This is a genomic window from Bacillus sp. AR2-1 (genome assembly GCF_008368755.1).
GTDB classification, from domain to species: domain Bacteria; phylum Bacillota; class Bacilli; order Bacillales; family Bacillaceae_G; genus Bacillus_A; species Bacillus_A wiedmannii.
In genome coordinates this window covers 46,765-69,799 of the sequence record NZ_QORY01000032.1, presented here as the reverse complement: position 1 = coordinate 69,799, position 23,035 = coordinate 46,765, and the positions used below count along the sequence as shown (strand labels likewise).

15 protein-coding genes and 1 pseudogene are annotated in these 23,035 nt (G+C 30.9%); 6 read left to right on the top strand and 10 right to left on the bottom strand.

What is annotated here, in order from left to right; genetic code table 11:
* Positions 1 to 692 precede the first annotated feature (692 nt).
* Together DT250_RS31895 and DT250_RS32440 are read left to right on the top strand one after the other, a co-directional pair.
* Positions 693 to 836: a hypothetical protein gene (locus tag DT250_RS31895; protein ID WP_179865899.1), complete on the top strand. Its 144-nt coding sequence runs from the start codon at positions 693 to 695 to the stop codon at positions 834 to 836.
* A gap of 133 nt (positions 837 to 969) precedes the next feature.
* Positions 970 to 1,318 (top strand): annotated as a pseudogene (locus DT250_RS32440) (integrase); the annotation flags it as partial.
* Positions 1,319 to 1,658: 340 nt separating this feature from the next.
* Here the strand turns inward: DT250_RS32440 and DT250_RS28300 are convergent.
* The 6 genes from DT250_RS28300 to DT250_RS28270 all read right to left on the bottom strand — a co-directional run bounded on the left by DT250_RS28300 (position 1,659) and on the right by DT250_RS28270 (position 7,410).
* On the bottom strand, positions 1,659 to 2,552 hold the full coding sequence (locus DT250_RS28300; RefSeq protein WP_149214102.1) for a helix-turn-helix domain-containing protein: 894 nt from the start codon (positions 2,550 to 2,552) through the stop codon (positions 1,659 to 1,661).
* Between the two features lie 291 nt (positions 2,553 to 2,843).
* Positions 2,844 to 3,128, bottom strand: a complete 285-nt coding sequence (locus DT250_RS28295; RefSeq protein WP_087983682.1) for a hypothetical protein — start codon at positions 3,126 to 3,128, stop codon at positions 2,844 to 2,846.
* A 680-nt stretch (positions 3,129 to 3,808) separates the two neighbouring features.
* Positions 3,809 to 4,096, bottom strand: coding sequence for a hypothetical protein (locus tag DT250_RS28290; protein ID WP_087983681.1), 288 nt, complete (start codon positions 4,094 to 4,096; stop codon positions 3,809 to 3,811).
* 223 nt (positions 4,097 to 4,319) lie between these two features.
* A complete protein-coding gene (locus DT250_RS28285) occupies positions 4,320 to 5,246 on the bottom strand; it encodes a hypothetical protein (RefSeq protein WP_149214123.1) in 927 nt (308 codons plus the stop codon).
* A 9-nt stretch (positions 5,247 to 5,255) separates the two neighbouring features.
* Positions 5,256 to 6,239 carry an RNA-binding protein gene (locus tag DT250_RS28280; RefSeq protein WP_149214101.1) on the bottom strand — a complete coding sequence of 328 codons (984 nt, stop codon included), beginning with the start codon at positions 6,237 to 6,239 and terminating at the stop codon, positions 5,256 to 5,258.
* A gap of 679 nt (positions 6,240 to 6,918) precedes the next feature.
* Positions 6,919 to 7,410, bottom strand: coding sequence for an excalibur calcium-binding domain-containing protein (locus tag DT250_RS28270; protein ID WP_149214100.1), 492 nt, complete (start codon positions 7,408 to 7,410; stop codon positions 6,919 to 6,921).
* A gap of 566 nt (positions 7,411 to 7,976) precedes the next feature.
* Between DT250_RS28270 and DT250_RS28265 the strand changes: the two genes are divergently transcribed.
* Positions 7,977 to 9,056, top strand: coding sequence for a hypothetical protein (locus DT250_RS28265; RefSeq protein WP_149214099.1), 1,080 nt, complete (start codon positions 7,977 to 7,979; stop codon positions 9,054 to 9,056).
* Positions 9,057 to 9,211: 155 nt separating this feature from the next.
* Here the strand turns inward: DT250_RS28265 and DT250_RS28260 are convergent, their stop codons facing one another.
* From DT250_RS28260 to DT250_RS28250, 3 genes are all read right to left on the bottom strand, one after another.
* Positions 9,212 to 12,523 (bottom strand): DNA translocase FtsK, encoded by a 3,312-nt coding sequence (locus DT250_RS28260; RefSeq protein ID WP_149214098.1) that lies wholly within the window; start codon positions 12,521 to 12,523, stop codon positions 9,212 to 9,214.
* A gap of 17 nt (positions 12,524 to 12,540) precedes the next feature.
* Entirely contained in the window at positions 12,541 to 12,927 is a 387-nt protein-coding gene (locus tag DT250_RS28255; protein WP_255450502.1) for a hypothetical protein, read from the bottom strand.
* A 190-nt stretch (positions 12,928 to 13,117) separates the two neighbouring features.
* Positions 13,118 to 14,401: a replication-relaxation family protein gene (locus tag DT250_RS28250; RefSeq protein WP_149214097.1), complete on the bottom strand. Its 1,284-nt coding sequence runs from the start codon at positions 14,399 to 14,401 to the stop codon at positions 13,118 to 13,120.
* Positions 14,402 to 16,092: 1,691 nt separating this feature from the next.
* Between DT250_RS28250 and DT250_RS28245 the strand changes: the two genes are divergently transcribed.
* Both DT250_RS28245 and DT250_RS28240 read left to right on the top strand, forming a co-directional pair.
* Positions 16,093 to 16,506 carry a hypothetical protein gene (locus DT250_RS28245; RefSeq protein WP_046956052.1) on the top strand — a complete coding sequence of 138 codons (414 nt, stop codon included), beginning with the start codon at positions 16,093 to 16,095 and terminating at the stop codon, positions 16,504 to 16,506.
* 14 nt (positions 16,507 to 16,520) lie between these two features.
* Positions 16,521 to 17,975 (top strand): FtsZ/tubulin family protein, encoded by a 1,455-nt coding sequence (locus tag DT250_RS28240; protein ID WP_088610522.1) that lies wholly within the window; start codon positions 16,521 to 16,523, stop codon positions 17,973 to 17,975.
* Positions 17,976 to 18,009: 34 nt separating this feature from the next.
* Here the strand turns inward: DT250_RS28240 and DT250_RS28235 are convergent, their stop codons facing one another.
* Positions 18,010 to 18,750 (bottom strand): MerR family transcriptional regulator, encoded by a 741-nt coding sequence (locus tag DT250_RS28235; RefSeq protein WP_149214096.1) that lies wholly within the window; start codon positions 18,748 to 18,750, stop codon positions 18,010 to 18,012.
* Positions 18,751 to 22,081: 3,331 nt separating this feature from the next.
* Between DT250_RS28235 and DT250_RS28230 the strand changes: the two genes are divergently transcribed.
* Positions 22,082 to 23,035: a hypothetical protein gene (locus DT250_RS28230; RefSeq protein WP_149214095.1), complete on the top strand. Its 954-nt coding sequence runs from the start codon at positions 22,082 to 22,084 to the stop codon at positions 23,033 to 23,035.

The following is a 23,035-nucleotide window of genomic DNA, read 5'->3' as shown; positions in this document are numbered from 1 at the left end:
TATTTATAAAAACAGTGGATATGAGGACAAAAATGTTCAAATGTGAATAATATTTTTCCAATATCCTTGATAATACTAGTCTCGTTTGTTTCATCTAATAAAAATCATCAACAATAATGTGAGTTATGTGTAAATACTGATTTATGTTAACAAATATCTACATTTTCTGAACAAAATGTGGATAATTGAACATTAGATACTTTCTCATTTACCAAAATAAAGAAAATAAAGCCTATTCCCATAGTTGGATAAATATAAAGTGATTTGTATTAATTTCTTTCCGATTTCATGTAGAAACATATGATTTTCTTTCTGCTTTTTTGTAGAATTAATAACCTATTAATCATTGAATCTACGGATACATTTTCTACTATTTATGATTTTTTACGTTCTAACATGAAATTTTCCCTTGTGGGAGTAGATCTTTCCCCTATTTTTGATAACCTATAATAGTTTTATCTTTATTTCTTTTTAATATATAAGATATATATTTATAATAGATTTTATTATTACTAGTATGATTGTTAATAAGATGTCAGACCTAATTGAAAATATTTGTTAATTTAGTTATAATAATGGTAATTAAAGATATCATTACCCTCATACAAAAGGACAAACCTACGTATCCCTATCAGGGCCAGGTTTGTCCTTTTTTTTATTGTAGTAAACAATTCTTATTGGGAGGATTAAATATGACTGTACTAAAAGATACAACTTATATAGAAATGAATACGCATAACGAGATTAGATTTTTCAAAGGGATATTTTGGGGAATAGTCTTTGTAGTTCCTTTTTGGAGTATGATGATAGCCTTATTCATTTGGCTTTGTAAATAATATGCCAGCAACCGTGTGTAGTAAAGGGCAGTAGCAGGGCTTCAACCTACGTTCTGTTATATAATATACCCAAAGAAATCAGATGATTATAATGAAGACAAAGGGGTTCATTCAATTATAGGCTAAATTTTGACCTCTAATTATGGATAGAGACGCTTGTATAATCAATTTAATAGTAAACTATGGTTTAACCTTGTAAGAGCTTGTATCGCTTAATATCAGCCATATACAGCTTATTAGAAATACCTTAGTGGTATCTGGAGAAAATGGATTAACTAGGTCTGTTTCCTTAACCATGGAAGATATACAACAGCTTTATAAATATAATACGATTTGAAGTGAAGCGAGCAGAATTAAACAAACGCATTTCTGTACAGCAGATGAGAAACACCTTTATTCTCAATCTTATTAAACAAGAAGTAACTGAAGAAGAGTTGGTAAGTAGGATGAAATTCAAAACTAAGATATCTTTAAAGAGGTAGTATTAATATTTACAATGATCTGTAAATCAACGATCCTATCCTAATTGTATTAAATACACTAAAATGGGGTCCTGCCATATGTCTATCAAGCTAAGATTTTAAAGTCCCCCTAAACGAAAATTTACTTTCTCTACAGGTAGTTACTTTGAGAAGGTAGCTCATTTTTTCGTTTTTTTGGGGGGATTTTTCTTAAGTTGATGGTGATTTGGTGTCCTCCTATAAAAAAGACACCCCAAGGTGCCTTACTCCGACTTGAACCATTTTAATTTTAATAATATAGTTCTAAGTTTAAAAGCTATAGGGATTTTTCCTGTGGGCCTTGTAAGTAGTTTTTACGAAATTATGATTGTTTTTTATTTTGTATTTCAATAAGTTTATCTTTAATCATTTGTATATAATGTCCTTTTTCTGTTAATTCAAATATAAATAATGCTTTTTTCATGTTATTAACAACAGCTTCTTCATTAGGTTGTTTAAGTTTTAATAAATTCGAAGCTTTTAAATAGTATAATTCACCTAATAGATAGAGCGTATTTAGATTAATAGCCATTTTGATGCCCTTATCACTGTATCTTATTGATTCTTCATATTGATCCATTAGATTTAAACATTTTGTTAAATTAAAAAAGACTTTTAATTTAATTTCTTTATCTCTAGGAAAATCTAACTTGTTAAAATTAGTTAAACATCTTTTTAATATATTAATCGATTTTTCGTATTCTTTGTTTTCCGCATACAATATAGCAATTGACTGCATAATATCTATTTCTCTTTCTGATAAACAATCAACATTAGTTATAGTTAGTTTTAATGCAGTATTTAAAAGAGTTAAAGCCAATTTTGTTGTGTTATTTACACGATATATAGCAATTGCCTCATACCATAGAAGAAATTGTTTATCTTCTCTTGATTGGAAATTATTTTCGTTTTTCTCTTTTTTTACTATTTCATAAAGTTCTTTATATTGTTTTTGCTTTGTACAATCCATCATTACATGTTTTACATTTTGTACGTATTTTAATTTTTTGTTTTGAGTTAGTGCAAATATATTATTTGGATCAACACCAAGTCTTTCAGATAATTGATATAACAATATGCTAGATGGATAAATTATACCTTTTTCTATCTTGCTAATTTGACTTTGTGAACATATTCCATCACATAATTCGGATTGTGATATATTTTTTTTCATTCTAAGTTCTTTAATGGTAATACCCAAATCGTTAAATTCCATTTTCCCCACCTACTATTTAGCAATTTATTAGTATAATAAGATTCTCTAACCTTAATGTAATGTAAAATTAATATGGTTGCAATTATTGTTTGTTGTAAAGGTCTTACCGTGTTATAAGATGGTGAGGTTTTTATTATGTACAAAAACGAGGAGGAAGGAACCTTAGTATAGACATTCTCTATTATGTAATTCCTCTATTTTTAATTGATTACGATTTCATTTATATTTAGCTTGTTTAAAGCCTTTTTATAAAAAGACATTGAACCAAATGGTTCAATGTCTTTGCGCCTCTTACATGTTTGTGTACTCAAAGTACAATTTTTCCGGTTTTCCATACATGTTAATTTCATTTTGATATACATCAGCTAATTGCTGAGACATCTCGATGTTTTCCATATAAGATAATGAAGCAGCTGCTTCTATTTGTTCTTTAATTTCATTAGGGATAACTGTGTAAGATAAATTCCCCATCTTACTTCCTAACTTAGTATCGGTAGCAGCTTCATAATAAATTTCGGTAATTAAGACCTCATTATCATCTGGATCATACATATATCCTCGGTTAACTGTAATCATATTATAGTGCTCCTCTCATTTTTCGTTTTCTAATTCCTTGTGCTTTTAGCATTGCAACGAGTACCTTATTTCTATATAAAATCCCTAGTTCTTAATTTGTATATTCCATTCTTTCTCTACTCTACTATAAATTAGTATTTAATATCTTTTTTTAGTTTTGAATTCAAAAAGTCTTAACAATACTAAAGAGTTAGACTACGAATTCATTCTTCACATTGTTTTTTTTACGCTATACTTTGTAAAGTATCATATGATCCCTCCTCTAAATGAAACAAGCACAATATATGTGCTTGTTTCATTTAGCATATTATTAGCCCAAAAGGTCTATTTACAAGTGATTCCTAACTTAAAGACAATATAAAAAGGGCTTCTTTAAGTCGATTGAAAATGCGCATAGCAAAATAAGCTATATACATTAATCGGCTCAAAGAAGCCCTTTCACAATTGAAACAAGAACACAACTTGCTTCTACAACTCAACCACAACCCATAAGGCGTGGGAATAAACGGAATCAATTAAACAATAAACATATTTTTATATTAAACTATTTTCATATTGTATTCAATTGTTTTAATTAAACGAATATAAGAAGAGGTTTTATATGCAGTTATTATATGTATTAAATAATAATGTCCCTGTTTCCACTGCTACAAATCCCCCCTTATTTTCGGTTCTTGGTGTTACTTCATGTACTGCATTTCAAAATATAGTTTTTCTGGTTTTTGATTTTGGTCTAAATAAATAAGTATTTCTCTAATAGTTCCTTTTGCAACTTCAATATTTTCCATATAGGACTTACTTTCATTTTCTTGAACCTTTCGAAAAATAGCAGTGGGTAGTTTTACTGCACCAAATACCCCCATCTTACTTCCTAGCTTTTTATCTGAAGCAGCATCGTAGAAAATTTCATTTACAATTACTTCATTATCATCCGGATCGTACATGTACCCTCTTTGTATGCGTAGCAATGTATTACTCCTTTCTTGTATATTTCATTTCAATAATAACAACATTTGTATATATCGTTGTCGTTAAACCAGGTATCAAATAGTATTATTTCGTAAAATCCGCACTTTGTATAGAGGTAGACACAGGATAATTAGTTTTCTTAAATTGTTTTTGAATATTTCGTGCTTTTTATACAACAAACAAGCCACCCTTTAAAAGAAAGCAATAGCTTGTAAGGGTGGCTTAGTTTATAGTAAATAGCTTTGTATTTAATTGCTTAATCTCTCCCTCTGCAAGAGGCTGATAAAAAGCATGTTGTAATCCTTCTACATGTAATGTTTCTCCTATACATAGCAATACTTTACCAGGAATTAAATCAAGTAGTAGTTCATTATTAATTTGCTTTGCTTGTTTTTCAGTAGAAACATAAATAACTAGGATTGTAGGGTTATTCCTTAAATCTTTTATGATAACATCCTTACCTGACTCTACGAAATCTCTCCATCTAGCAATAATTTGTCTTAAGCGATTCTTTTTATCTGTTAATAAGGTGGAGTATACAACAAAATTAAATTCTTGATTTACTCCGCCCTGCGCAACAAAACTTAAAGGAGGGGTAAAAACCCCTTTACTAATAGATGGATGCATAATATGCCCTATAAAGGAAGGAGCATAACGCAGGTGGCAAAGTAGGTCTATATCATGCCAATAGCGTAGATGAACAAATTTACCGTGATTATCAAGACGCTCTGGAGCAAAGAAAAACATATTACCTTTCCAGTATTTTAAGAGCTTATAACCATTATCGGATAATGTATATGTTTCTTCAAAGATTTCCAAATCAAAACTCTCAACCTGCCATTTTTCAATTAGACGATAGTAAAGTAATCCTTGAAGTGCATCATTTATTTTCTTACGTGAATATTTGTTCTTGAATAAATATAGTAAATGATTGAATCGAACAGATGTATGAACACCAATGAAAGTAAGTATGGCATACTGTTCTTCTGTCAAACGCTGCTTAAACTTAACCAATTCTTCATAAGAATGGAATACATAGGATTTATCCAGTTCATGTATTCGATATATTTGAAGTCCCTGTACATCCTCATTTGATAAATGAGGAATAGATGGTACATAAGTAGACAATTGTTTCTCTATTGTACGCATAATCATCCATTAAAATTGATAAATTGACGAATTAGATTTTTTACTCTGTCCTTGGGGGTAATTTAGGATACGTACAGTTCCTTTTCTATTTTTGGCATCGATATTAAGCAGCTCGCATGTAACAATCGTTTGGTTTATTGCATCTTCCGCAGTTGGGTTGGCAAGATTACGGCTCTTTAGTCCTTTAAATTGAATACCTGGTGCAACTTCTACGAAAATACCAGCAATTGCATCTACCCCTACTATTTTACCTACAAAGCGGTCACGGCGTTTCTTTAGCTCTAATAGCTTATCCATTGGATCTGTTTCTAGTTTCTTTTTATTTCCTCTAAATTCATAACGGCCATTCTTTTCTACTACTTTATCAATGATAAGTTCTACAACATCACCAATTACAATATCCTCTGGGCGTACAAATGAGTGTGACCATTGGGAATACCTTACTCCCACTGTTACACCATGAACTTCAACTAAAACAGTTTGTGCAGATGGAATATGTCCAGAAACAGTTCCTGTGTATACTTTATTCCCCTCTTGTGCTGTTACTTCTTCATACAATCTCTTTTGAAGTGCTAGTTCTCCTGCGGTAATAGATACAACGGCAAAGTTACCTTCTTCGGTTCTTTGGAAGTGCTCAATAATAACAGGTTTTGTCCTTCCTACTAGCCACTGAGGGTTTTTAGGAATATTGATTCCAGCCTCTGTAATGGGACAGTATGCAGTCGTATGAGTACCAATTTCAATTGTAAGTACTTGTATACGCTCTGATGTACCATTTTTAGTTGGAAACAGTTTTTCAGATACGACAGTAATTAACCCTTTCCCTACAGTACGCTCCCGTTTCATACGAGCTAATTCCTCTAGTTCATGATCACGTACTCGCTCAAATTGATTAAAGTTTGTTTCTAACGCTGTGTCACCTTGTGTGTTCTCTGATTCAAAAGCCATTCCAAGTTCCTCTACAGTTTGAGTGTTTGTCTTATCCTCTTTCATTATAGTTTCCTCCTAGAACGTAAAAAAGGACACACCTGTACCGTTGGGATGGTACGTAAGGTGTGTCCTTTACGTGAATTATGTTTTATTTATATAGTTGTTAATACAAATATAATGGTATTTTTACTCAAATGCAAGAATAATTTTAGAATCATAAGTTTGCTATAGGTTGAATCAAAATCTAGAATGCAGTCTTACTAGAGGTACCGCCACATGCCCATCAAGCTAAAATTTTATAGTACCCCCAGAAAGAAATTTTGTACTATTTTGTAACAAAATGCTCATTTTTTCGTTTTGAGGTATTTGCGTTTCTTAGCTTGATAGCGATGTGGCGGTACTCCATATAGAGGAGAACAGGTTATTAATTAGTAAAATAAAGAAAAGGCACTTCTCTCAAAGTGCCCTCTCTCACTACTTGATCTACATAAGTCTTTTCTTACAGCACAAATATATCCGGGTTCCCACCCAATTCTATTTTACTACATTCGTTTATAAAGTTTAATTAATTTAATGCAAATTAATTAAAGAAAAGACACCCAAAGGTGCTTTCCTCCGACTTGAACCACTTTAATTTTAATAATATGTATTGGACTCCCATCCGAATATTATTTTACCATGTTAAGTATTATTGGTCATTGAGAAAAAATAAAAGCACTCATAAGAGTGCTAATCCTTCAATCTAATGTTTTTTACTAGATTTTTTATGTCCTTTATTTCGTTCACAAGCTACACCATCGCCATCACGATCTAAATGTGAAGCATAAGCTGGGCTATCTGGAGTTATATCATAATAACCGGCATTATTTGCATCTGTACAGTTTGCAAAGTGTACTTTCTGTTGTTTAGGTTCCGCTTGTTGCTGAGGTGCTGTATTAGCTGCAGCTTTTTGTTGCTCCTGTTCTTTTGCTCGAGCTGCTTCTTGTTGTTTCTTTTGTTCTTCCTGTTGTCTGTGAGCCTCTTCTTGTTTGCGTTGTTCATCTAATCGCTTTTGCTCTTCAGCCTTTTTCTGTTCTTCGGCTTTTTTCTGTTCTTCTATTTTCTTTTGTTCCTCTTCTTTTTTAGTTTCTTGCTTTGGTTCTTCTGATGTACTTGCTTTATCATTTGATCCACAAGCAGCCAATCCCATAAGTAACACACTGCATGCTAAAGCCATTAATAATTTTTTGCTCATAATTTAATTCCTCCAAGATATATAAAATGTAATATTTCTGGACAATCTTATCAAAATTAACATTCATATATTGTCATATTATGTCGAATAAAATAAAAAAACACCCTAGGGTGCCTTCCTCCGACTTGAACCATTTCGATTTTAATAATATAGGGTACGGCCACATCGCTATAAAGCTAAGAAAATAAAACTACCCCCGGAACGAAATTTTGTGCTAACTTATTTTTTTGGGCAATTCTACATTCTTAAGTTGATAGGCATGGGGTACCGCCAGCATTTCGGAAAACCTCCACGTTAATATTATGCAAGATTTTATACAGTTTTTCGGAAAATCCAGTAACAATCAATAACCCTAAAACCGCGCTAGAATAGGAATGTATAAAAAAATGTATAGATTCATAGAACTAAAAAAGAAAGTTTCCTTGTGAGAGCAGGATTCTCCTTTTTCTTGCTACCGATAATGAGACGTTATGTTAACTATTAGTGTATAGGATATACATACGAAAAAATTGAAGTTATGATAAAATTGAATTATTTGGAAATATTTCCGGAGGTGAAAATACCGTATGCAAAAGTTAACTAACAAAGAAATTGATTATATTTTAAAACAATTAATGATAAATGATTTGAAAGAATTGATACATGTTGGAGAAGGTGCATGGCATGAAGTTTATAGAATAAAAACATTTTCAAATCAAGATTTTGTTATAAGAATTAAAAAAAAGAAAGCATATAATCAGCTTCAAACTTACACCAGACAGCATCTTCTTACAGAATATGAATCATCCAAAACATATTATAACCAAGCCAACAAATGCATTTGGAGAATATGCCCCACCGAATTTAAATACTTTATTGATGAAGAAATAATATTTAATGTAGAAAGCTTTATGGGAGGTAGTCTACCGTTACATAGCTTAGACTATAACAAATCATTATATTTAGGACAGTTGTTGGGAAAATTTTATAAAGAGATGCACGATAAGGATCCTATGCTGAAGGGGTATGGAAATTTAATATGGAGCGAAAACAATATAGAAGGTAAGGAAGCATTAGATATTCAAGAGAGATGGGAGCAAGATAATGACTTTTATCTTAAAGCATTAAAAAAGCTAAGTAACTCAGAGTTAAAATTCAATCGGAAACAGGTTGAATTAAAAATACAGAATATCATTTCTATCCGAAGAAAAAGGATACAAAAGATATCTTTAGTTAATCAAGATGTTACCCCTGAGAATATAGTATTCCACCAGGATAATGTTTCCGTTATTGATCCATATCCTAGATTAGATTTTGATGTAAAGTATGCTGGTTACTTTTACTTTTGTTATAAACTTCTTCTTCCTTCTTATTCCAACGCTCCAAGATATATAGATAGGGGTTATGATAGCAATGTAGACGTATTAAACGGCATAGCAGAGGGTTTTGTTAAAGGGTATGCAGGCAATGACCACTCTCTATATAAAAGACTAATTGATGAATATCTGTTGTGGATCTTATTAGAAATTTATGAACATTACTTACTATTAAAACAAAAGGATTTAAGTTATAAGGTTGAACAGCAAATGGGAAATAAGGATATTTTAAAACAGAGAATGGAAATGTATTTAAAAGAACTGGAGAAATTGATTGAAAATAAGCGATAGAACTTTATAGATTCTCAGAAACATTGACTTCCGACAACGGTAATTATGTAAATAAGCTGTCCATATGGACAGCTTATAGTATTTTTGGCATAGTGTAGTTTTTTCCGAAAGGCTGGCGATACCCTAACTAGGTTTAATTTGAGGCTTACCAACTATTAATCAAAGAAATTGTTCAATTCTTTACTCATTACGTTCGACGTTTTTTGCTTTGGTTTCTCAATTTTATTAAGCAGCGAATGCGTAGTGTTATTCTTATTGTTTTGCTGAGCTTTCAAGTGATCTTGGCGCTCTTTGTAACTCATACGTTTATATTCTGGTTGCTTCTCATCATTTCTCGAATTATCTTCTCTATTTTTTTCTAGGTTTTCATGAACCGTAATACTAATAGATTCATAAACTTTTGCTACATCTTCATCTAGCTTATTTTCTTTGGTATGATTAAGCATTTCTTCAACTGGAACCGTATTGATATCTACATGTGTTTCGTATGACTCTGTTATTGTAACGGGAATTGAAGTAGGTTCTATACTCGTCTTTGCAGTTCCTATTATTTTAATGGGAAGTTCACCAGATGAGAATGTTTCTAGCTGTGGTTCAGTTTCATCAGGAATCCCGGAATGAATATTGGAATTCTTAGCCCAATCTTGCTCTAACATAGTAATAGATAATTCTTGGTTTAGTTCTACTACCTCCATGTTTATTTCAAGGCATTCGTCCATAAGAGATAATTCCATATCTTCTTTCACGACTAGTTCTGTTATTGCAGTGCTTATACTTTCTATATGTGTTTCCTCTTGTACGGTTCCATTGTCTTCGCTTGGAATCGCTACTTCATCTGAAATAGTATTGTCAGATAAATGAGTAGTATTAACACTTGGTTCTTCTGGTATACTACTATTATTTGAAATTAATACTTTACGAGGACCATCCCCTGTGTAAGAACTTACAACTAGATTTTGTTCTAACTTCTCAATACATTGCATAGCTTTCATATAGCCGATCTTGAATTTTCTTTGCAGAATAGATGGCGAGACTTGTTGTGATTCAATAATAAATTCCCTAATATCTTCATACAGCTTATTTTCAACTTCATCATCAATATCTCCCTGCCGGTTCATAGCTGCAGGATCATTAGGTAAGGTTTCATTTTGGGACTTGTGTTCCTTATAATCCTCTAATGATAAAATGTGTTGATGCTCCCCGTTTGTTTCTATGGAGCTATTCTGTTCAATCTCAACTTCTCGGATAGGCGGTAACGGTTGTATTTTCTTCATGTTTTCTGCATCTACATGCTTCATAGGATTTGTTTTTGCAATAGATTCATTAATAAGGCGCAGACGTTCATTTTCCCAATATTGGCCTGTTTCTATATCTACTTGAATGATTGCTTGGGAAAATTCTTCTTTTGGTACAAAGTTACTTGTAATTTGTTGTACAGGTTGCACATGATTATCTTGTACGATACGAGCAGCACAGATGAATGCACCTTGTGCCATGATATCTCCTGGTGACATAACAACTTCTTTTGTTTTCTGATAGGTTGATCCTAATCGACTAACAGGATTCTCTTGCATAGGAGAAATACCTTGTTCAGATTCCGCCTCTTTAAATTCCTCTTTCTCACCAAACATGTCAGAGAAGATCTTTGCATCATATGGCGTTACATCTCCAAATATCATTTTGTTACGGAATGAGCCCAGTAAGGTAAACATGTATTGCTCTGTGAAGTCGAGAGCTAATTGAGATAGTGTTTGGCTAGCGATTGTTAGAATTACTTTATATTTACGAGATTGTGCAGGGAATTCTTTAAACGGCCGTACAACATAATCCGGAAACTCATCGACAATAATGTGGTGGTAAGGTGAGATGTTTGGCTCTCTACGGAATACTGCATTCTGCATACTTAACAATATAAATTTTCCTAATACGTTTGAAAGGTCTGCTAACTCTCCTTTCGCTGTATTCACAAGTAAAATGCCACCCTGCTCTAAATGAACATCGAAATCAAAATCGGATGTTCCAAATAAAACACGTCGTATTAAAACGTTTGAAGCTAAATCTTTTAAGATATTACGTAAACCTTTAACATATTCTTCTTCCTTGTCATAATGCATTGGTTGTCCGCGATATTTCCCTGATTTATAAACTGCCGGTTCTCCTTGGAAACCTGTTTTTTCACGAATGGTATTATCAAACCATTCATCAATACCTTTTATAATTTTATATTCATTTTTTTGGTCACGTGAAGCAGCCCCGCTTTGAACAAAATCATATAACTTGTCTACTTGGACCTTTAAAAGCTTATGCATGCGATGGACACGTTCTACATCATCATACATCTCAATTAAGTCGTCGAAGGTTACGTCTTTTTGTGGGTTGTGTAGTTTTAGTAAATAGATATGTTGTTTAAGGTGGTTACGCTGGGCTTGTTCAAAGAACGCATTGTTAGATTCAGACAAACCTTGAATAACCATTGCGAAAACCTCTGCTACTTTATCAACGGGTCCTCGCAGAATGTTTATATTTTTGGTATCAGGATTAGTTGGATCGATATAGTAAACGGAGCTTGCAGGGATCTTATGTGCTTGTACCAACTTAAATATTTTTTGACATAAATCATTACTTGGTTCAATAACAGTCACACCATTTAAAAATGTTCCTTTTACTTCTTCTGTATCATAGTCATTCTTTTTATACGTTGTTTCAAACTTATTTATGAAACGTACCATCCAGTGTAAATCTTGATTTATCATAGGAATAATTAAACTTGATGTTTTACCAGAACCAATCGGACCAATAATAATTCCATTTAGCGTTCTATCTTTCCCCTTAATACGAACCATTTCCTTATGCTCAATATGAGGTCCAATTTCTACATCAGGATATATTTGTTCTTCTTGGCCATTAAACCATTTTTGTAACTTGTGATTTTTATATTCGTATTTTTGTGCCCACTTTAATATCTCTCCTCGGTAACGAACAATATGGCCACTATACCAAAGTGTAAACAAAATCATAAATACTGTAGGTAAAAATACAAAAATCAAAGTGAGTGTGTGAAAATTTCCTGTTAAAACCTGGCCTATTGCCTCATATTCACCAAAATCGATATGTTTTGATCTATCCGTGAGATAAGGAATAACCTTTGCATGGATCGGAGCAGTTGCAAACCATAAAAATTGGATATCAACTGCAATGTGAGAGGTAATTAAAATTAACAAATTTCCATTTTTGACATGTAAAGCAGGAATGCGGCTGTAAAACCTAAAGCTAAATTCTCCTAATAGTAAAGAGAAGAACATTAAAATAAGCGGTATATATGTAATTTCTATAGGATAAGGCGGTGGTTCAAATGCATAGTAAAGTAACTTTATATAGTTTACTAGACCGAATCCAAATGAAAAAATAAATCCACTAATTAAGGTGAGTGTAGTAAATAACGGTAACCGTTGTTTAAGTGTCCCCATAGAAAATCACCTACATCTTACAGGTATATTTGAATTTTATGATGGAATGTGAAGCGATTATTGAATTCAGGTTTAAATTGCTCTTTTGATTTTTCTAAAAAGAATTTCGCTGCATCTTCGGTTTGTTTTAAATATAAATCAATACTACTTCTTTCACATAGTTGGTCATATTCTTCTTGAGAAAGTACTGCAATATTCACCTCTATTTTTTTATTTGTTGCCGTTTCAATTATGACATCGTACCAAAAGTAATTTGGCTTTCCTGGAACTTGGATATCTTGTAGAGAAACATTAAACGTTGCACCCTCTTCTGTAATATGTTTAAGTACAAGTTCTGGATTCTTAAATGCTTCTCTTGCAGAGAGCACTCCCCCATGCGTTGTTGTTGCAAATTGTAAATTCATTATCATTTTCCACCTTTCTCCATATAAAAAAAGACAAGCGACACCCACTGTAAAAACAGCGTGTGTCGCTTGCCTTAATTTCATATGTTCTGATTTGATTGTAGTTTTCATTATATGTTCAAACGTTATTCTAACACTTTAAATAATATAAATCAATATAATTATATAGATTTATATAGAAAATAATAGATTAATATAATTCTACAAGTTTACGTCTTTTCGGATGAATGTTATTTGCAGTACGTACCAGGATCTGTTCATCCGCTTCTATAGTGACACTTTCATTTTGTAAGGATAGCAGTAGAACGTTGTGATAAGTGTTCATTAAAAGAATATCTCTAGGTTTTTCACGTTTCGGATAAATAACAACAAGTGGAACGCCTTCGTCTCCTTCTTTTCTTGAAAATATGACATCGTCTAGTCTAGCAATCATCCGGTAATCATTTTCATTTCCGAAAATAAAGAAGAAATCTTGGATAACATCTTTATCTCTCCTATACGTTCGTCGAAGGCCTCCATCTATTGGTTCTTTGAACGCTTGAACCCTTTCAACAAATGCGTAACGCCAATCGGCATCTCCTATTGAACGTTGAGATAAAGATAAAAGAATATCTTGTTCAAAGTTTTGATTATCATCTTTTCCAAGGATGATATCTGAAATTACATCTCCAGCATATTTAAGTGAGCAGACGTGTACATGTAGATTGGGTAGATTCATTAATATTTCATGATATTTCCGTATAGAAAATAATAAATTTTTCATCCGCACGTATGGTGGTTCAGCATCTTCGGCAAGGAACATAGATTTGTCGTACATAACAAAAACAACGGTTATATTTTCATCCGTTTTTTGTGAAAATTCTATGTACTTACCTACTTTTTCAACTAAGGTAGCATTTGTTTCTTTACACATATCCATCTCGATATAGATATTTTTACCTAGATATGAAATATGTTCATCAGGAATCAAAGGCAACTGGTCATCCTCAATTGTCATATTTTGTTTCTGGTAAAAAGAACGAATATCCATTTTATATAATACTTCATTGTTTTGTGCTTTCTTTGTAGTCGCTAGAAGAGTACGGATAATGACTTCGCGTGAACATACTGTGTGAAAAGAAGTTGCTCGTGAGTACCTTCTTTTGGAACTTTTTTTTGGGATTCTCCCTATTTCTATTAAAAATTCAATTGTTTTTTCTTTTAAGGAAAATAAGGCGCGTTTCGTAATGCTGTCATCCCTTTTATCTATTTTTTTCGTTAGCATAGCACCGTATTGTGAGTATCGGTCAAGCTTTGTAAATATGCTAGCTTCAGAACACTCTCTTCCCTCAAATGCACTATATAACATTGTGATTTGTCGTGTTGTAAGAGCTCTTTTGTAATATAAAACTGTTAAGATAAAAACGTCTGCTTCTTTTAAGTGAAAATGTTTTTTGGTACCTGGTCGTTTATATTTATACACTTCTCCGGACAAAGTATACACCTCTTATGTTGAATTAGATTTAAATTAAATAATTATCATTTTTAATATACTATTACATTAATATATGAATTGTAAAACAAGAAAATATGAATAAGAGGTTTTGCTTTTCAGAGATAGCAAATTTTGTACACCAGAGTTGGGATGGTAACTACAATTATAAATCTCTTATAAATTATGGGTTTATATGGATCTGTTAAATCTTTTATATTGTTAGGCCGATATACTACTAGATATCTAACAATAGTTATAATGAAATTTCATTAATAAAATAATGTTATGGCGTCCTAACTTTTATTAGATAGGAATAATAACATTTTGATTGATTACAATTATTTAAGAATTATAAAGAAGCTTTTGATAACAAAGAGTAGTTTCCCTATATTTTTTTAGAAAGTAAACTTTTTATTGAAATGCCCTCTCCTACTTTTGTTACTGGTTTATTGTAAAAATTCAACTTATTCTTTTAGGTGTTTTATTTTATATAATTATAATTTCATTTAGATAAATAAATAATGAGTGTTTCTACTAAATCGTTAGTACATCAAGAATGTGTCTACATGTGCTTAACATAAAGGTTCCATTCACATAAAATTAATTAGTTGTTAATTTTATGTGAAGTTCTAATTGCTATCATCATTCCTACTAAATTAATAAGACTTTTAGTGTAATGTAAGTATCACTTTGATGTTAATAAGATAAGAACTTACTGTTAATAATCCAATTTACATAAATTTCATAGCAGTGATGCAATTTTTTAGCATAATACTATTAGAATGTCTTAGTTTAAGAGATTATTTACAGGGATTTTAAGAACTATTGCATCAGTCAGCTTAACCTTTGACTCTCTTTTTAACATGTTAATTATAATTTGAGATGATTTCTGTTGTTCATATGAAATTAACAGCCTCTCCTAATGGCTTTCTAAGATTGACTGAAATTGACAAGGAATTGTATTCAAATGAGGCACAGAGCATATTTTTTTGTCAACATATACATTCATGTGAACTAACAAGTACTAGGTAAAGAACAGTGCATTAACATAACATTAACAATTATCGTCCTTATAAGAGATAAATCCCTTCAAAACAATTAAGTAATAAAAAAACTTAGTGTGAATTGTTATAAGATCTTGATGAAATTTCCTTAGTAACATATCTACACGCGTATGATAGTAGGTGTTTGGATATTTAATATTTTAGATGCGATTTATATAAGCTGTATAAGTAAGAATTATATATAAAACTTATTTATACAGCTTATAAAAGATAATAACAAATAATTGTTGTAAATAAAATTTGATTTATTGTTGTTATAAAAGCGTTTATGTATACAACTTATATATACAACTTATATATAAGTTGTATACATATTTTTGTGAGTTTCATGTTAAGAATAAAGAGTGATTTTTCATGTGTTTTTATCAGTTTTTTCTATAGTGTTTTATTACAATTAATTAAAATGTAAATCACATGAAATTTAAGACTTATATACTGTGTATACACTTTATATATACGCTGTATATATAAAGCCTTATAAAACATAGATTCTTTATGATTTTATTAATGTAAGTCTTATATATAAGGCCTATATATAAGTTTTATTTATAATGACTTGATATACGACGTGTAATGATGTACTATGTTTCTAGGAATAATTAACCAATGCTTTAAGGGGGGGACAACTTGAACGAGGTTTTAAGTGAAAAATATCAAACAATCAAGTTTGCAGATGAAGTAGTAAACATGTTTGCTGATATACTTGAACAAGATGAGATACTCTACAGTGTATTTCTATACATAGGAAACGTAGTAAATAAACAATTTCAAGAGACAAAGTACATGAGAGGCATATCGATTAATGAAATAGTGGAAAATGTAGTTATTGATAGGAGAGTAAAGAAGAAAAAAGGTAAATCCTATTCATTAGAAGTTGAACGTACGAATATATCTAGACGTTCAGCAGAAATAAGTGTGAGTACGCTATCATCAATGTCTTTAATCTATGAAAAGACTATGCATCCATATAAATTTTTAATCTCAACTTATAGAGGGCAACAAGTACTTATTGAGTTAGGGAAAAGAAAAAAAGGTAAATAAGGAGAGATAAAATAATGGCAAAAAACTTCTTGAAAAATGAAGTAGCAGTTAAAATGACAATGGTTGGATTTGGTCAAGCTGGTACTAGAATGGTAGATAAATTTGCGGAATATACACATACAGATGGCACAGCAGTATATAATTGCTTAGCACTAAATAGTAATGATGGAGATCTAGCTGAATTAAAAAATGTACCAAAAAGTAATCAAGTTTCACTTAAATTAGGTGGTTTAGGTAAGAACCCTGAGCGTGCGTTAAAAGTTCTTGATTCAAATGAGGAAGCAAAAGATAAATTAAAAGAATTTATTACTGAACGTGTAAGACCTTCTGATGAACTTGTTTTATTCTTTGCAGGTTTAGGTGGAGGAACAGGAACTTCTACAATCATTAAAGCTATTGAAGAATTTTCGGCTTTTCATAATAAACCAGTAATCAGACAAGAATTACAAAAAGTTGCTCAGCAATATCCAATGTCTGAAATCAAAGCAAATCAAGCAAAGTTTGCGAGAATTGCCTTTGAAAATGCTATTGAGCGCAAAGATTTTATTAAAATGGGGATTGTTGTAACACTTCCTGTCCGAGCAGATGGGCCGGATGTATTACGACAAGTAAATAAATTTTCACAGGAGATTTGGAAATTAGCAAATGATAAATCCAAAGGTGTAGCCTTTGTAGTATTTGCTGATAACCAGCACTTCTACGATGAATTTAAGGAATTAAATGAAAATGAGAAAAAAGGTATCGCCAATTCACGAGATTATGCAAATCAACGCATTAGTGAAATCATTCATGAGTTAAATACCGCTGCCAATGGATCTGGTACATCTGTAATACTTGATTCTCAAGACTTTAAGCGTATTTTACTTGAGAAAACGGGTTGTTTAGTAATTAATAAGGTTTCACGTAATATGAACCAGATAGAAAATAGCCATGCAATTATCGAGATGTTCCAAGAATCATTAAGAGGTAGCTCTTTCCATCCCCCAATTGATTTGATGAAGAAGAATAACGACGGTTCTGTAGAAGCGTCAAAAGTACATCATTTTGGTATGCTTGCTATCTTAGATGAGCAAAAAAACATTAATGATTCCTTTATGGATGATGCTAAGGTAGAAGTTTCAAATAATCTACCTATAAACGGTACAGTTTTTAATGGATATTTGGTAAGTAAAAATGATTTCTTAGGAAGTGTATATACGTTCTATAAAACTGATGCATTACCATCGAGATTATCTAAAGGATTAGTTGAAGAATTTAATGAGTTTAAAGAAAGACAAAGCCAAATTCAGTTTACAAAGTCTCAAATTAGTACTATCGAGAGTATTGATGAGGATGAGGATTTAGGTTTTGCATTTGGAGATTTTATCGATATGGGTAGTGACGAAGAAAATAATAATGCTGGAGCAAATGAAGATGAAGATTTAGCAGATTTTCTAGATCCAGATAAGATGTTTGGTACTACAAAATAATAAAAAAGTCTGGACTAAGTTCCAGACTTTTTTATTATTCCACAGAATTCATAAGAGATTTTATATAATCAATTATATTATCCTGTATATACTGTTCAATGAAGAGTTGTTTTTTACCCAAATCTTCCTCTTTTTTAAACCATCCTACCTTTCTAGTACGTTCCTCTGCAGCTTTACTATTCCACAGGCCTTCTGCCTGCTTTCTTAACTCCTGACGTGCCCTATGCTCAATAATGAAATTATCAAGTCTATCTTGGCGCTGTCGTAATTTTATGGTTTCTGCATCTTCGGGTTGTGGTAACTGTTTAAGTATACTGTCTACCCTTTCTTCGTAATGAGACTCAATATGTTTTATTTTTTCTTCTAACTGTTTAGCTACCATTTTTTCAATGATTTCTGCAGTTGCCTGAAGGTTTAATTCAGTAGACACTTCATTTGATTGATTTTCTAGTGATACAGGTCTTAAATCGAATTGGTGTGGTAATAGGTCAATAATTGCATCTAAAGACCATTTCTCATCCCTTTTCTGCTTAATAAATAGAGCAATTTCAAGATCTAATGTATTATAGAGTTTTTCATTTGTATTTTGGGTTCTTAACGTTTCGTGGAGCCCTTTTTCCTCTAAAATATTGAACCAATTATAAACGGTATTGTGATGACGTCCAACTAGTTTAGAGAATTCAGTTATTCGCCATGCCTTTTCAAAAATATTATCATCTAATATGTCATCATCGTTAATTTGATGGTTTTGTGATTCGTTTTTTTGTTCAATCATAGTAACAACCTCCTTAAAAATCAACTCATGAACATTCAATTTGAAATTAACATGTGAACTGAGATTAACATGTTAGGTATTATTTCGCTAATATGTATGAAAATCCCTATGTATTCAGTAACTCACATGAAATATAACACTAACATGTAATTCAATGTTTGTTAACAGAACATTGATTATTGATATAGAATACGCTTGATTTGTTGATGCTATTGTTACCCCAAAGTATATAAATGGCAATGTTCTATCAATGGATACCTTGATCTTTTATGTTAGCAAGATCAATGATAGTTGCCATGAGATTAACATAACACGTTACTTAATACTAATGATAAGGAAATATAGGTGTTTTGTAAACAAGTTATGAGGAGATAATCAATGATAGTGCGGAAAAATAAGCTGACGTGAGCTAGGAAATTTTAATTATAATGTATAATGTCTAGAAAAAAAGGTAATAATATAATCAAATTAGTAGTATTTTATGAGGATAAATATAGCTATGGATATAGAATTAGAATTAATGTGAATCGACTTTAAGGTTCAATGTCCACTCTATGTCACGATCAATATGATATTTACGAGTATTTTAATAGTGTATGGAATATTTGAGATAGATTTATGTCGCTGTGTTAACATTTGTGATTTTCAAATAATTCCAAGATGTCATTTGTTTAATTTTCAACAGGATAGCTATTGTTAAAGGTGGAAATAATCCAATTTAGACGGAGTTCTAACCCCTACTGACATTAACATGAGATATGAGATTAACATAGAAAAAGTTTTTGGTAGATAAATATCAATGTCTTGTTAACCGAACTATCATTAGTTATCGCTGTATTGGTGGTGTTCGTATTAAAGCACCCTAATTATAAGAGGGGCAAATATATGAAAAAATCATTCAAATTAACGGAATAAGTCTTTTAACACTCTGTAATATTGCTTAATTTAGTGAAGGAACTAACAAACGATTAATTATAAATTGATTCCATTACCAATATCTACCCTCCTATTATTAACATAAGATCGATATTTAAACGCATTACTATAATTTATTGTCAATTTCATGTTAACCAAAAGGATAAAATGTTAATATGGTAGTTTTATATATAATATTGATAAATTGAACTTTATACATGATTAGAAGGTTTATATGTTGTTAGTAATTAATTTATTTATTTATTATAAGTTCATGTCACAGAATTAATAGCTATTAATAATATCCCTATTGTAAACTGTTTTTTATAGGATTGTTAATGAGTATTTACACTTGATGTATTAAAGATGTTGATATGAAATTAACATTCGTTCTGGAGTTTTTATGATTACATGTCAATGTCTGTTGATATGTAAATGTGAGTGCACTTTGCAAAGAGGTTATTTTTTGTTCATATGACATCAATAACAAAGATAATGTAGTTTTGAGAGTTCAATTGTATATAAAGATTATAGTTTTGTGTACAAAAGCTCCAGGTCTTTTGTAGTGATCATTTAAATCTAGTAGTACGCTAAAAGGATTGATTGACATGTAAAAGTTAGTTTAAATGAAAGCGGCGAGGATCTGAATGTATAATCCCTTAAATCTACACTGCTATCGTTAACATGAGATTGATATTTAAACACCTCACTATATTCTATTGTCAATTTTATGTTAACTAAAAGAATGAAATGTAAATACAATAGTTTCATATAGATTATTGATAGATTAAACTTTGTACATGATTAGAAGTTTTATGTCTTGTGGTAATTAATTTATTATAAGTTCAAGTTACAGAATTAATAGCTATTAACAATGTTTCTATTTAAAAAGCGTTTCCCTATAGAGTTGTTAATGAGTATTTATACTTTATGCATCGAATACGTTGATATGAAATTAACATTTACCGCAGGGTTTGTGATTACATATCAATGTCGGTTGACATGTAAATGTGAGGGCGCATTTCGAAGGGGGCTTTTCTTGTTAATATGACATCAATAACAGGAATAATATAGTTTTGAAAGTTCAATTGTATATAAAGATTATAGTTTTGTGTACAAAAGATCCAGGTCTCTTGAAGTGATCATTTAAATATAGTAGTACGCTAAATGATTTGAATGACATGTAAAAGTTAGTTTAAATGAAAGTGACAAGGATCTGAATGTATAATTGTTTAATTTAGTGTGTATAATTAACATATAAATAATTATTGGTTGAATCTGTTGCAAATATCCGCACCACTATCATTAATATAAGAGTGAATTTAAGTATTGTACTATATTCTGTTGTCAATTTCATGTCAACCAAAAGAATAAAATGTTAATGTGATAGTTTATTAATAGATTGAAATTTGTATTTGATTAGAAGTTTTATATTTTGTTAATAAGTAATTAATTTATTTATTAAATGTTTATATTACAGAATCAATAGCTATTAATAACATTACTGTTAAAACGTTTTTTAAGATAGTTGATGAGTATTTGTATTTATTACATAAAAACTGTTGATATAAAATTAACATTTCTCTCTGGTTTTTGATTGACATATCAATGTCAGTTGATATGTCAATGTGAGTTTTTGATAAATAGTGGTTTTTTCTTGTTTATATGACATCAATAACAGAGATAATGGAGTTTGGAAAGTTCAATTGTATATAAAGATTATAGTTATTTGTATGAAAGCTCCAGATCTATTGGAGTAATTTCTTAAATATAGTAGTGTGCTAAAAGAATTTATTGAAATGTAATAGTTTTTCTAAATGAAAGTGATAAAAATCTAAATGTATATTGTTATTAATAGATGGTTATTTTTAATTTTTTCTATTAAGAAGTGTATCTTATAAGATGTGAATGATATCTAATATAAATACTTATTCTATTAAAATGTTGATATGAGATTAACAATTCTCCTTGGATTTTTCTTTATATATCACTGTCGATCTATATGTGAATTGGAGTGTGTATTATAAAACGGGCTATTATTGTTTACATAATATTAATATGGGGCGATTGTCTGTTAAGTAGTTGTAAAAATTTAATCGTAAATAATCTTCTTTACATTGTATTATTCTAACATTTGTTTGATTAATATAGAGGTTTGTTTAATTAACTGTATTTTTAGAATAGATGAATGGGAATATATAGAAATAGGAATAAATATATGTGCACAAGGATGCAATAAAGCTATTGACTTTTAAAAATTCTAGCTTTATTCTTATGTGTGAATGACAATTATTCAAGATTAATATATAAATTAATAGATTTAATTTCTAGCTAAACGGACACACCGAAGGCACATAACCTGCCATTGGTGTGTCTTTTTTTGTATATATAACATTTGAGAGGGAGAATCCAGGCTATGAATGAAATTGTAAACCTGAGTAAAAAGAGATTTACAAAGTATTGTGAGGATAATAAAACATTTGAGGAAAGTATTAATCGAATGATTAATCATTACTTTTTGCAGTTAGGTAATAGAACGAATATCTTACAAGAAAGGGAATTTAATAACGAAGTTGAAGAACAAAAATTTAAAAATAATGTAAAACGTTTTGAAACTTTATTCCCAGCAGCAGCTAAGAATGCGTTTTTAAAAGGGTATCAACTTTGCCTAGAGTTTATACATCATCCTGAAACACAAATTCCAGACACTTTATATACTGATCCTAACTTTATAAAAGATATTCCTTTTGCCTTAGCAAATGCATCTGAATTTGAATTATATGAAATCATTCGAACAGATGAAACACAAGAGTTTTGTGTGTTTGCCGTACGAACATATGAGGGGATCCATCCATTACTAGAACAAGTATTTTGTGAAATTGCATTCGCTGGTGCTGAATGTGCTTTTGAACATGAGCGATTGGAAAAAGGTTTTGAATTAGAGAAAGGTGATGTTACCTCGTTAACCAAAGTTCCTGTAGATCGTCTTTTTGCTATTACGCTTTCAATAAATGGAGTTGTTGTGCATGCAGAAGAGCATTGTGAGGTTTGGAATCTAAATTGGAATAGTAAAGTAACAATTGACGATCCTTTTATTGAGGTTGCTGAGGTTACATTTATTCATCAAACAAAGGATATGATTCAAAAAAATATTGAAGATGGTGTTTTATACTACAGCATTCTTTATCTTGATACACCTTTACATGAGATACAAGATCGATTAGAAATACGAGTAAAACTAAATTCTGATTTTGGGGCTCCACGTCCAATGGAACAAGTTGAAATGGAGTATATTCTGAATGAGATTATTGAGAAGGTCCATCTTCAAGCGCAAATTCCAATTGAAAACATGATTTTAATCCAACGTTAG